The sequence below is a fragment of the Bradyrhizobium sp. 191 genome (genome assembly GCF_023100985.1).
Classification (GTDB): Bacteria; Pseudomonadota; Alphaproteobacteria; order Rhizobiales; family Xanthobacteraceae; genus Bradyrhizobium; species Bradyrhizobium diversitatis.
The window spans coordinates 6,876,904-6,888,475 of record NZ_CP064692.1; the positions used below are offsets into that span (position 1 = coordinate 6,876,904).

General features: G+C 60.5%; 11 protein-coding genes. 8 read left to right on the top strand and 3 right to left on the bottom strand.

Annotated elements, in window-relative coordinates:
- Positions 1-16 precede the first annotated feature (16 nt).
- On the top strand, positions 17-838 hold the full coding sequence (locus tag IVB23_RS32235; protein WP_247801247.1) for an enoyl-CoA hydratase-related protein: 822 nt from the start codon (positions 17-19) through the stop codon (positions 836-838).
- Positions 839-916: 78 nt separating this feature from the next.
- On the opposite strand, the gene IVB23_RS32240 is transcribed toward IVB23_RS32235, so the two are convergent.
- Positions 917-1,348: a helix-turn-helix domain-containing protein gene (locus IVB23_RS32240; RefSeq protein WP_247801248.1), complete on the bottom strand. Its 432-nt coding sequence runs from the start codon at positions 1,346-1,348 to the stop codon at positions 917-919.
- A gap of 159 nt (positions 1,349-1,507) precedes the next feature.
- Between IVB23_RS32240 and IVB23_RS32245 the strand changes: the two genes are divergently transcribed.
- The 7 genes from IVB23_RS32245 (at position 1,508) to IVB23_RS32275 (ending at position 9,422) form a co-directional block, all read left to right on the top strand.
- Complete coding sequence (locus IVB23_RS32245; RefSeq protein WP_247804999.1) at positions 1,508-2,371, top strand: alpha/beta hydrolase; 864 nt, start codon at positions 1,508-1,510, stop codon at positions 2,369-2,371.
- Positions 2,372-2,405: 34 nt separating this feature from the next.
- A complete protein-coding gene (locus IVB23_RS32250) occupies positions 2,406-3,410 on the top strand; it encodes an NADP-dependent oxidoreductase (RefSeq protein WP_197964606.1) in 1,005 nt (334 codons plus the stop codon).
- Positions 3,411-3,530: 120 nt separating this feature from the next.
- Positions 3,531-4,310: an SDR family oxidoreductase gene (locus tag IVB23_RS32255; protein WP_197964607.1), complete on the top strand. Its 780-nt coding sequence runs from the start codon at positions 3,531-3,533 to the stop codon at positions 4,308-4,310.
- 232 nt (positions 4,311-4,542) lie between these two features.
- Positions 4,543-6,138, top strand: coding sequence for an AMP-binding protein (locus IVB23_RS32260; protein WP_247801249.1), 1,596 nt, complete (start codon positions 4,543-4,545; stop codon positions 6,136-6,138).
- A gap of 83 nt (positions 6,139-6,221) precedes the next feature.
- Positions 6,222-7,415: an ABC transporter substrate-binding protein gene (locus IVB23_RS32265; RefSeq protein ID WP_247801250.1), complete on the top strand. Its 1,194-nt coding sequence runs from the start codon at positions 6,222-6,224 to the stop codon at positions 7,413-7,415.
- 64 nt (positions 7,416-7,479) lie between these two features.
- Positions 7,480-8,580, top strand: a complete 1,101-nt coding sequence (locus tag IVB23_RS32270; RefSeq protein WP_247801251.1) for an NADH:flavin oxidoreductase — start codon at positions 7,480-7,482, stop codon at positions 8,578-8,580.
- A gap of 50 nt (positions 8,581-8,630) precedes the next feature.
- The gene (locus tag IVB23_RS32275; RefSeq protein WP_247801252.1) at positions 8,631-9,422 is read left to right on the top strand and encodes a crotonase/enoyl-CoA hydratase family protein; all 792 of its coding nucleotides are present in this window, start codon (positions 8,631-8,633) and stop codon (positions 9,420-9,422) included.
- 23 nt (positions 9,423-9,445) lie between these two features.
- Here the strand turns inward: IVB23_RS32275 and IVB23_RS32280 are convergent, their stop codons facing one another.
- Positions 9,446-9,592, bottom strand: coding sequence for a hypothetical protein (locus IVB23_RS32280; RefSeq protein WP_197488844.1), 147 nt, complete (start codon positions 9,590-9,592; stop codon positions 9,446-9,448).
- 1,347 nt (positions 9,593-10,939) lie between these two features.
- A complete protein-coding gene (locus IVB23_RS32285) occupies positions 10,940-11,542 on the bottom strand; it encodes a VOC family protein (protein WP_247801253.1) in 603 nt (200 codons plus the stop codon).
- Positions 11,543-11,572: the final 30 nt, after the last annotated feature.

Consider the following 11,572-nt stretch of genomic DNA (forward strand, 5'->3'; position numbering starts at 1 on the left):
TTGAAAGGTCAGAATCATGACTGATGGATCCATCTCGGTTGATACGGGGACGGACGAACTGCTGTGCACGATCCGGGATCGCGTCGCGGTGATTACCTTGAACCGACCCGAAGCCCGAAATTCATTGTCCGATCATCTTACGCCGGCGTTGCGCCGGATGATCAAACAGAATGGAGATGATCCTGAGGTCGGAGCCCTCCTGATAACAGGCGCAGGCACTGCCTTCTGTTCGGGCGGCGATGTCAAGGGGATGGGCGGCAACGCTGCCGCGCCGGCGATTTCATTCAGAGACAAGGTTGCGCGATTGCGGGAACGTCAGCGAACCCTGACCGGCATACTTGTTTCGGTGCGGAAGCCCACCATCGCGGCTTTGCCGGGACCGGCGGCCGGCGCGGGGCTTGCGATCGCACTCGCTTGCGACCTTCGTATTGCGGCCGAATCCACGATCATGACGACAGGCTATGCCAGGATTGCGCTCACCGGCGATTACGGCATTTCGTGGCTGTTGACCCGGCTTGCCGGGACGGCACGTGCTCGCGAACTGATGTTTCTGTCTGAACGGATCAGTGCACGGCGCTGCGAAGCATTGGGCCTTATCAATCGCGTCGTGCCTGACTCCGACCTGCAAAGCGAAGCATTCGAAATGGCGAGAGCATTGGCGAATGGCCCGGCGACCGCATATGCCTCCATGAAGGATAATCTCGACCTCGCGCTGTCGGCCGACTTCCTGACGTCACTGGATTACGAGGCCGAGAGGATGGTCCTCGCGGCGGGCACGGCGCAGCACGCCGAAGCCGTCCGGGCATTTATTGAGAAACGTCCGCCGATCTACAGGTGAAACTCTTCAGTTCATTGCTTCGAAGGACTGGCGGGCCGCACCCGCAACCGCACAAGCTGGAGCTGCCAAGCCAATTGCTCATTCGACTGCGGCGATACGAATGGGACGCGTTCCGATCGGAGCGCCGGTCGCGCGGTCGATGGTGAGGGGATCGATCTCCGTTCCATTCTCGGCATCAAAGAACCGGGTCACCTTGCCTCCGCTGCGATGCTTGCGTCCCCACGCGCCAATCGCGAAGAGCACCGGCAAGAAGTCGCGCCCGGCTTCTGTCAGCACATATTCGTCCCGTGGCGGACGGTCTGAATAGCGGCGCTTCTCCAGCAATCCCTCGTCAACCAGGGCTGAAAGGCGCCCCGTCAGCATCGTCGGCGCGATACCGAGACTCCTGCGAAAATCGTCGAAGCGGGTCAGCCCCGCATGGGCATCGCGCATGATCAGCATGCTCCATGCGTCCCCGACAATCGCCAGGCTGCGGGCGATCATGCAGGGCTGGGTCGAAAGTTTATTCATGTCAGTCTCATTTTAGTAGTTACTTAGTACTAAATTGATAGTAACATGCTGTCTGTGGATGTTCCAGAGCAAATTGAGAAAGCCGGAATGAGCAAGACAGAACAGGGAATCGCGCTGATTACGGGTGCTTCCGGTGCCAGCCGAACGATCGAGCAAGTGATGTCAAACTATGTCAGCCACCCGGGATCGGTCATACGCTATGTCGATGCGCCGAATCTTTCGATCAGTGCTGCGGGAACGACCTTTGCCTATCGCGACATCGGTCCGCGCACCGGCGTGCCATTGATCCTTCTCAATCATTGGGGCGCGGTTCTCGACAATTTCGATCCGCCGATCGTCGATGGGCTCGCCACCAGGCATCGCGTCATCGCGATCGACTACCGGGGTATCGGCGCTTCAGGTGGGAAAGCGCCCGTTAGCGTTGGCGAAATGGCGCAGGATACGATTGCTCTGATCGCCGCGCTCGGCTTCGAAAAAGTCGATCTGCTGGGCTTTTCCCTCGGCGGCTTCGTGGCCCAGGACATCGCGCTGAAGGCGCCGGGTCTGGTACGAAAGCTGATTCTGACCGGCACGGGCCCAGCAGGCGGCAAAGGCATCGAGAAGGTTGGGCCGGTGTCCTGGCCGCTGATGATCAAGGGTCTGCTGACACTGCGAGACCCGAAATTCTACCTGTTCTTCACCTCCACGGCCAATGGCCGCCGGGCCGCAAAGGCGTTCCTGGCAAGGCTGAAGGAACGCAAGGCAGGTCGCGACAAAGCAGCCACACCGGAGGCCCTGTTGCGGCAACTCAAGGCGATCAAGGGCTGGGGCCAGCAGGCACCTCAGGATCTCGGCAGCCTCCGCATCCCCGTCCTGATCGCGAATGGCGATAACGACATCATGGTGCCGACCGCAAACAGCACCGACATGGCACGGCGTATCCCGTGCGCACAACTGGTCATCTACGAAGATGCCGGGCATGGCGGGATTTTCCAGTACCACGCCGATTTCGTGCCGAAGGCGCTGTCGTTCCTCGACGCCTGACGCCGCAACCAGATTCCAGATTGGAGATGACATCATGAAGGCATTCGTCGTCGACAAATACGAGAAGAAAGGCGCTGTTCGCCTGGCAACCATGCCGGAGCCGGAGGTGCGGGACGACGGTGTCCTGGTTCGGATCCACGCAACAGCCGTGAACGTTCTCGACTCCAAGCTCAGGGATGGAGAATTCAAACTCATCCTGCCGTATCGTCCGCCCTTCATTCTGGGCCACGATGTTGCCGGCACGGTCGTCAGGGTTGGCCGCAACGTCAGGCGATTCAAGGCGGGCGACGAGGTCTATGCGCGGCCGCGCGATCATCGGATCGGAACATTCGCCGAATTCATTGCCATGAACGAAGCCGACGTGGCGCCAAAGCCTGCGAACATCAGTATGGAAGAGGCCGCTTCCATCCCGTTGGTGGGGCTGACCGCCTGGCAGGCGCTAATCGAGGTGGGCAAGTTGAGGCCCGGCCAGAACGTCTTCATCCAGGCTGGCTCCGGTGGCGTCGGGACTTTCGCGATCCAGCTCGCCAAGCACCTCGGTGCGGTCGTGGCGACGACGACGAGCGCGAAGAATGCCGGCCTGGTCAAGAGCCTCGGCGCGGACCTGGTCATCGACTACAAGACCCAGGATTTCGAGAAGATCTTGTCGGGTTATGATCTGGTCCTGCATAGCCAGGACGCCAAGACGCTTGATAAATCTCTACGCGTGCTCAAGCCGGGCGGCCTGCTCATCTCGATCTCCGGGCCGCCCGACCCCGAATTCGCCAGGGAGCAGGGGATGAATATCTTGATGAAGCTGGTGCTGCGCTTGCTGAGCCATGGTGTGCGGAAGAAAGCCAGAAAACTCGGTGTGCGCTTCTCATTCCTGTTCATGCGCGCGCAGGGACAGCAGCTCCGCGAAGTCACGTCCCTGATCGAATCCGGCGTGATCCGTCCGGTCGTGGACAAGGTTTTCCCGTTCGAAAAAACCGGCGACGCGCTCGCCTATGTCGAGACCGGGCGCGCAAACGGCAAGGTCGTAATTGCGGTGAGGCCATAGGTCCCGCAATGACGCTGCGGTGCCAAGACTTGGGCTGATGACCAACGAAGACACCGAGGATAGATCGACATAGGTCGGGGCCCACCGAGGCCGGCCATCAAATGCATCGGAGGAAGGAACATGACTCAATCCAGCCGCGACACCCAGACTTCCACACAGGACGTTGCACTCATCGTCGGCGGTGGGCCGGGCATCAGCTCGAGTTGCGCCAGGCTGTTCGCGGAGAACGGCATGCGCGTCGCCGTTGCAGCCAGGAATCCGGAAAAAGCCGTCCTCGAGACTCTCGAAAAGACGCACGGCGTGCGTCGGTACGCCTGCGATGCAAGCGAACCGGCGGCCGTGGCGCAGCTGTTCGAAGACGTCGTTCAAGAGGTCGGGACGCCAAGGCTTGTCGTGCACAACATCGACGGTCGCGTTCCCGGCATTTTCCGCAAGACGGTGGTCGAGGCCGACCCGGTCATGGTGTTCGAGACGCTTCGCAACGCCGCGTTCTCTGCGTTTCTGGTGGGCCAACAGGCCGCTCGGCTGATGCTCGGAAACGAGCCTGATGCCAATGGCGCGCGAGGAACGATCATCTTCACGAACGCCAGCGCGGCGCTCAAGGGCTTTCCATCAGGAGGGCCATTTGCAATGGCATGCCATGCCAAGTCCGGGCTTGCGCAAAGCATGGCGAGAGAATTGATGCCGCGGGGAATCCACGTGGCGAATGTGCCGATCGACGCCGCGATCGGCTGGACTCAGGAGGACGGCACCCGGGCGCACCGGCTGGCGGGAACGACTGTCGACGACAACATGGCCGACCCCGCTCATATTGCCGAGACCTATCTGCAACTGCACCGCCAGCATCGGTCGACCTGGGCTTTTGAAGTCGTGCTGCGGCCGTGGGTTGAGAAATGGTAATCGCGCTCAGCTGATCCCTCCGAACAAATCGTGCGGCAGTTTCTAATTCCAAATTGGAATGTGGCTTCCGCACCGATAATTGCGGCGTTTACTGATTTATTGACGTTCGCGCGTCTTGACAGTTCTATTTTAGAACGGTTTACTCCGTCGGCCAATAGAATGAAGGCGTGCGGACCTCCCGGTTGAAGGGGGCCGCGCACGCTGCCGAAAACAAGGCACAGGGGAGGATGGCATGAGAAGCGTGGACGAGCTCACCGCAGCCGAATTGCTGGACGGCCTGCCGTCCAGAGTGCACGAGGTTTACGCGCCATTCGTGCGGGACATTCCGGATCATCCGGCCTTCGTGGAAGGCGGGCGTTCCTGGAGCTACCGGCAGTTCGCGGATGCGGTCGACGCTGCGGCAAAGGATCTCGCCGGTTTGGGCATCAGGCCCGGTGATCGCGTGATCATTGCAAGCGAGAACAGCGTGGCCCTGGGAACGATGCTCTTCGCAGCGAGCAAGCTCGATGCCTGGGGTATTCCGGTCAATCCCCGCCTTTCGCCCAGGGAGATCGACCTGATCGGGACGCACAGTGGCGCCAGACGCGTGCTGTTCAACTCGGCGCTCTCGAAGGAAGCGGCCGATCATGCCTCCCGCCTCGGTGCGAAGATCGGCGCCGTAGGGCCGCTCGGCGGAATCGGCATCGGTCCGCTCAATGCGGATGCGGAAGCAGAGCCCGTCGTGAAGGATGGCGCCCGCCAGGTCGCAGGCCTATTATACACCTCGGGCACGACCGGTGCGCCGAAGGGCGTCATGCTGAGTCACCGCAACCTCCTCTTCACCGCAAGGACGTCGGGAATCCTTCGCCGGAGCAGTCCAGACGACCGTGTCTACGGCGTGCTGCCGATGTCGCACATCGTCGGGTATGCGATCCTGCTGATCTCGACGCTGATGCACGGCGGCACGTTGCATGTCGTAGCCAAGGCGGATCCGGCTGCGCTGGCTCATGCCATCGCCGAGGAGGGGATCACGAGCCTGTTCGGCGTGCCCGCCACATATCAGCGTCTGCTCGAACACAAGGCGGTCAAGGGCCTCCAACGGCTCGAGCGGGGCAGGCTGCGGATCATGGCCGTCGCCGGCGCTCCGCTCGACCTCGATCTCAAGAAGCGGATCGAGGACGAGTTTGGAATCCCGCTGCTGAACAATTACGGCATAACGGAATGCTCACCGGGACTCACGGGGGTCCGTTCGGAACAGCCTGTCCCGGACGAGTCGGTCGGCCCGTTTCTTCCCGGCATCGAGCACCGGATCGTGGACGGACAAGGAAAAAAGGTGGCGACCGGTGAAGTGGGCGAATTACACGTTCGAGGTCCGAACATCATGCTCGGCTACTATCGTGCGCCCGACCTGACGGCGGCAGCGATCGATGAGCAGGGATGGTTCAACACGGGGGATCTCGCGCGGGTGAACGGCAAGGGGCATCTCTATATCGCCGGTCGCACCAAGGAGCTGATCATCCGCTCCGGCTTCAACGTTTATCCCGCCGAGGTGGAGGCGGTCCTGAATGCGCACGACCAGGTCGTCCAGTCGGCCGTCGTCGGACGAAAGGTCGAAGGCAACGAGGAGGTCGTCGCGTTCGTTCAGCTTCTCCCCGGTGCGAGCATCAGCGCGGAAGTCCTCAAGGCGTACACGGCCCAATTGCTCACGTCCTACAAGCGTCCGACCGAATTGATCGTGCTCGACGCTCTGCCCTCGGCCTCAACCGGCAAGATACTGAAACACAAGCTGCGGGAGATGGCGAACGAACAGGCCGCCCCGAAGGCGTCGCGTGCGGCAGCCGCTGGCTGACGGGCGTCAGGAGTGATTTGCACGGCAATATGCGGTTCAAGAAAGAACGTTAGCGACGGACTTGTCGCCAAAGGGAGATGACAATGTTGAGAAGCGCCATGATTGCAGCCGCGCTCGCGGCATCCATAGCCGGCGCGCATGCGCAGACGCCGGGCGTCACCGAATCCGAGATAAAGATAGGAGCGACGTTCCCTTTCAGCGGCCCCGCTTCGCCGCTCAGCAATACCGGAAAGGGCATGATCGCCTACGTCAATTCGATCAACGAGCGTGGCGGCATCAACGGGCGGAAGATAAACCTCGTCACCTACGACGATGCCTACAGTCCTCCCAAGACGGTGGAGCAGACCAGGAAACTCGTGGAAAGTGACGAGGTGGCGTTCCTGTTCGGCCCGCTGGGTACGCCCGGCATCAGCGCTACTATCAAGTACGTCAACGCGAAGAAAGTCCCGCATCTGTTTGTCGTGAGCGGAGTCACAAAATTCACGAACTTCGCTGAATTCCCCATGACTACGACGGGATTGCCGAGCTACGACACCGAGGGACGAATCTACGCGAAATACATCACCCAGACCCGGCCGGACGCGAAGATTGCCATCCTGTATCAGAACGACGATCTGGGTAAGGACTTCGTCAATGCATTCAAGGGCTACCTGAAGGACGATTTCGACAGGAAAGTCGTCGCGTCGTCGTACGAAGTGACCGAGCCGACCATTGATTCCCACGTCGTTTCGCTGAAATCGTCCGGCGCGTCGGCGTTTTTGGTGGCCGGCACGCCCAAATTCGCAGCGCAGGCCATCAAGAAAGCCGATGAGATCGGTTGGAAGCCGTTGTTCCTGATCAATTTCGTTTCGAGCTCAGTGTCGTCGACCATCGTCCCGGCGGGACCGGAAAAGGCCGTGGGCATCGTCGCGGCGACCATCACCAAGGATCCGAACGACAAGAAGTGGGCGGACGATCCCGGCATTAAATGGTACCGCGACTTCTTTGCCAAATACCTGCCGGGCGCGGATATCGGAGACAACAATTATCTGTTCGGGACCCAGCAGGGACAGATCCTGGAGCAGGTGCTAAAGCAGTGTGGCAACGATCTCTCGCGCGAGAACATCGTCAAGCAATCGCGGAGCATACGCGGGCTGGCGCTTCCCACTGTCATACCCGGTGTCGTCATCAACACGGGCCCGGAAAGCAGCATGGCCTACACGCAGCTGCAGCTGCAGCGCTGGAATGGGACCACGTGGGAGCAATTTGGTAGCGTACTCAGCGCCGACGGAAAGTGAATGGCATCTTCTGAAATGCATCGCGGGTGGTCCGTAGCACGACCAACTTGCTCATGGAGCACGGATGTCCAGCGACGTTCTTTTCCGCCCCTTCAAGCTGAAAGGGTTGAACTTGCCGAACCGGGTTGTGATGGCGCCGATGACGCGCTCATTCTCTCCGGGCGGAATCCCGACCGAAGACGTCGCGCGGTATTACCGCCGGCGTGCCGAAGGAGCGGTCGGATTCATCATATCGGAGGGTACCGGCGTGGATCGTCCGGCGTCCCTGAACGATCCGAACGTTCCCCGTTTTCACGGCGAGAAGGAGCTGGCGGGGTGGCGGCGTGTGGTTGACGAGGTGCATGCCGCGGGTGGTCTGATGGCACCGCAGCTATGGCACGTCGGAGCCGTTCGCACCCGCGCCAAGGATTGGTCTCCTCCGGGTGCCTACGACAGTCCGTCCGGCCTGTCGCGACCGGAGAAGAAGTTCGGCGAGCCGATGAGCGGAGCGGACATCGCAGACGCCATCTGCGCTTTCGCCGATGCGGCGCTTGCCGCGAAGCGCCTGGGATTCGACGCCGTCGAATTGCACGGGGCACACGGCTATCTGATCGATCAATTCTTCTGGGAAGGCACCAATCGCCGCGAGGATGCCTATGGAGGCAAGGACCTGCCGGGCCGGGCCCGGTTTGCCGCTGATATCGTTCACGCGGTGCGCAAGTCGGTCGGACCCGACTTTCCAATATTGCTGCGGATCAGCCAGTGGAAACAGCAGGACTACGAAGTGAAACTTGCAGATACGCCTCGCGCGTTGGAAGCCTGGCTCAAACCGCTGGTCGACGCGGGGGTCGATATTCTTCATTGCTCGCAACGGCGCTTCTGGGAGCCGGAGTTCGAGGGGTCCGATTTGAACTTCGCAGGATGGGCCAAGAAGGTGACGGGAGTGCCGACGATCTCGGTCGGGTCGGTCGGCCTGACCGGCGAGTTCATCGCCGCATATGGCGGGGAGAGCTCCCGTCCGGCGTCCCTCGACGAACTGAACCGCCGCCTTGACCGCGAGGAGTTCGATCTTGTCGCGGTAGGGCGGGCGCTGCTTCAGGATCCGCAATGGCTCCTGAAGATACGCGACGGCCGGACGGAGGAATTGATGGCTTTCGAACGGACCGCGTTTGCGGCACTGAGCTAGGCTGGTGCGCGTCATTGTGCAGTCGCCTGGAAGCAATTCGGAGATAGACAATGAGCGACACCAAGACCCAAGCCGGCCGAATCCGCACCGAGGTGCACGGGCATGTGTTCAAGATCATCATCGACAACGTGCCGAAGAAGAACTCATTCAGTCCGCAGATGATGGCGCAGGTGTCGGATGCGATGACGCTTCTCGATCGCACCGACGATTATTGGGTCGGGGTACTCTGCGCCGAGGGTCCGGATTTCACCGCCGGACTGGATATGCCGAAGTTCTTCGGACCCAAGGCCGAGAATACCGAGCTAAAGCCCGGCAACATTGATGCGTTCGCCTTGAAGAGCCGGTGCCGCAAGCCGATTGTGACGGCCGTACAGGGGATCTGCTTCACGATCGGAATCGAAATGATGCTGGCTGGCGACATCGTCGTGGCGGCCGACGACGCCAGGTTCTGCCAGATGGAATCCAAACGCGGGATCGCGCCTCTTGGTGGTGCCCATTTCCGGTATTTGACGCGGGCGGGCTGGGGAGACGCGATGTATCATCTGTTCCTGTGCGACGAGTTTGGCGCAGCCCGGGCTCACAAGATCGGCTTCGTTCAGGAAGTCGTTGCACCCGGCCAGCAGATTGCGCGCGCGATGGAGATTGCGAATCTGATCGCCAAGAACGCGCCGATCGGCATTCAGGTGACGAAGGAGGCTGCGTTGAAATTCATCGAGGCCGGCGAGAGCGCGGCGATCGATTACATTCCCAAGATCAAGGATCGCGTCTTCAGCAGCGAGGACATGAAAGAAGGCATCCAGTCTTTCGTGGAACGTCGGTCGGCCGTGTTCCGCGGGAAATAGAATCCGGCACAGTTGGACGTCGCTCACGAGCCGGAGGATCTGACCATGGGAAGCATCAAGAAGGCATTCGATCTCTCCGGCAGGAACAGGCGGTGCAGATCCATGGCGGCAGCGGCTACATCGGCGAGTGTATTGTTCAGCGATAGCGTATTGAAGGGCGCCCATTTCATTCAGCTCTGCGATATGAATTGTACGCCGCCGTTGTTTCTGCTCCGCAACCTCTCTAAGGGGCTGCGGCGTTCGGCGATATCTTGCTGCCGCTCAGCAAGCGCAGTTTGGACCGAGCGCGGCGCGCCTTTGCTAGGTCTTGTGCTGCTTGCGGCACCAACGCCGCAGCCCGTTCCTACGGTTGTTCTGAGCTGCAGTGCATGCCCCTTGATGGGATTCGCTGCGCGTCAGCATAATTGTCTCCGCCTCGAAGCCGCGCGCCGCATCAATGAATGGCCGAAGCCAGATCCCGATCTTTCGCTTAACGTTTCCAGCTTTTCGTCCCCGAAGAGTTCGAGTGAGCGCTCTTTGATCTCGTGCGACGAATGCCCATAGTCGGTCGGTTAAGCCCAGTGGTGCGACCACTAAGTCATTGATTGTTCTCACCCCGCCGCTATCTCTTAATCAGCGGGTCCCAGGTTCGAGCCCTGGTGCGCCCACCAAGCTTCTCAATAGCTTGGGTGCCTCTCGCGACAGCCATTCCGACAAGCGGTCAGCACCTATTCCGACAAACCAGCTGCTTTTGTTCGCTCCTCGCGACGCTTTTTACTGCCTGAGATCAGTTGCTTGCGCGTGCGTTTTGCATATGTCGGCAGTTGCCGCGCTGATCGATGACGGCCCGCAGCGCGCAATTCGGCGTCCGTGAGATCGCTATCCGCCCCCTCCGTGAAGCCCTGTCTATACCGAAAATCTAAGCTCGGCCGTAGTGGTGGTGAAGTCCGCCAAGGATGCGTCTCACCAAAGACGATGATGTGATCTAAGCACTCGCGGCGGATCGATCCGATCGACCGTTCGGCAGCTCCAATTCTGCGCGGCGAGGCCGGTGCAGTAGGCTGTCGCGGATGCCCTTGGAGTGCATTCGGCGCGTGACGACGCTGCCATAGACCGTCGTGATCCCGGATGGCCAAAAGCGGATTTTCGATGCTGATCCGCCGGATCAACACGCGCGGCTCGGTGTCGATCTGCGATCGGCCTCCCGAAGATCGTGACTTCCAACGCCAGTAGCAGCGAAAACCAGTCCTGTGCCAACGCACGATCGTGAGGACGGACGAGATTGATGGAAACCAACGATACAACTGGACAAAGAACCAGCGATCATGGTTCGTGAGCCGGACGCGACCCTGCAGCCTCCACCGCAAGTCCATCAACTGATGTCGAAGCGCCGCGTTCTCAGCTTCAACCGGCCTAAGATTGATCGCGCCGCCCCAGACGACGCAGCCCCCTCGCGCTCGACGACGCGCCTGATCTCCGCCGTCTCCAGTTGGACCGGTGCCATGGTCTCCATAGTGTGAATTCGTCTATGGCGCGCGTCACTTTGTCGGCTCGGTCGTCGACCACAGCACGGTCTTGGCGTTCTTCTCATAGGCCATGCCCTTGGGATAGCTGATCAGCTCCATCTGCATTCCCCACGGTGTCAGGAAATAGAGGATGGTTTGACCGGCCGCCGGCCCCTCGTTCACGGGAATCGGTCCCTGCATGGTCTTGACGTTCTTCGATCGCAGATACTCGGCAGCCTTTGCGATGTCGTCGACATAGAGCGCGATGTGGTGGCCTCCGATATCGCTGTTCTTCGGCACCGTCTTGGCCTGGTCGGGTGATTGATACTGGAACAGCTCGATATTGGAGCCGTAGCCGCAGCGGACCATGCTGATCTCGTCGATGACGGCGCGCGGGTTCACGTTGACGACGTCCTGCATGAAGGTGCCCTTGTCGTCCATGAACGGTCCGAACGACATCGCATGCGAGCAGCCGAGGACGTCGGTGAAGAACGCAGTCGCGGCCTTCACGTCCGGCACGGTGATGCCGGTGTGGTCGTGACCACGCAGGCCCGGAATGGAATCCGCCGAAGCCGGCAGGATCGAGGCTCCGAGCGACAATACGGCGGAGGCAAGCAGTACTCTCAACGGGATCATGATCACTTCCTCATGGTTTGCAGCAGCACA

What these genes read in the sequence shown, in the direction of transcription:
- IVB23_RS32240 (WP_247801248.1), bottom strand. Translation starts at nt 1,348, where the DNA reads ATGAATAAACTTTCGACCCAGCCCTGCATGATCGCCCGCAGCCTGGCG.
- IVB23_RS32235 (WP_247801247.1), top strand. Translation starts at nt 17, where the DNA reads ATGACTGATGGATCCATCTCGGTTGATACGGGGACGGACGAACTGCTG.
- IVB23_RS32255 (WP_197964607.1), top strand. Translation starts at nt 3,531, where the DNA reads ATGACTCAATCCAGCCGCGACACCCAGACTTCCACACAGGACGTTGCA.
- IVB23_RS32270 (WP_247801251.1), top strand. Translation starts at nt 7,480, where the DNA reads ATGTCCAGCGACGTTCTTTTCCGCCCCTTCAAGCTGAAAGGGTTGAAC.
- IVB23_RS32280 (WP_197488844.1), bottom strand. Translation starts at nt 9,592, where the DNA reads ATGAAATGGGCGCCCTTCAATACGCTATCGCTGAACAATACACTCGCC.
- IVB23_RS32275 (WP_247801252.1), top strand. Translation starts at nt 8,631, where the DNA reads ATGAGCGACACCAAGACCCAAGCCGGCCGAATCCGCACCGAGGTGCAC.
- IVB23_RS32245 (WP_247804999.1), top strand. Translation starts at nt 1,508, where the DNA reads ATGTCAAACTATGTCAGCCACCCGGGATCGGTCATACGCTATGTCGAT.
- IVB23_RS32265 (WP_247801250.1), top strand. Translation starts at nt 6,222, where the DNA reads ATGTTGAGAAGCGCCATGATTGCAGCCGCGCTCGCGGCATCCATAGCC.
- IVB23_RS32285 (WP_247801253.1), bottom strand. Translation starts at nt 11,542, where the DNA reads ATGATCCCGTTGAGAGTACTGCTTGCCTCCGCCGTATTGTCGCTCGGA.
- IVB23_RS32250 (WP_197964606.1), top strand. Translation starts at nt 2,406, where the DNA reads ATGAAGGCATTCGTCGTCGACAAATACGAGAAGAAAGGCGCTGTTCGC.
- IVB23_RS32260 (WP_247801249.1), top strand. Translation starts at nt 4,543, where the DNA reads ATGAGAAGCGTGGACGAGCTCACCGCAGCCGAATTGCTGGACGGCCTG.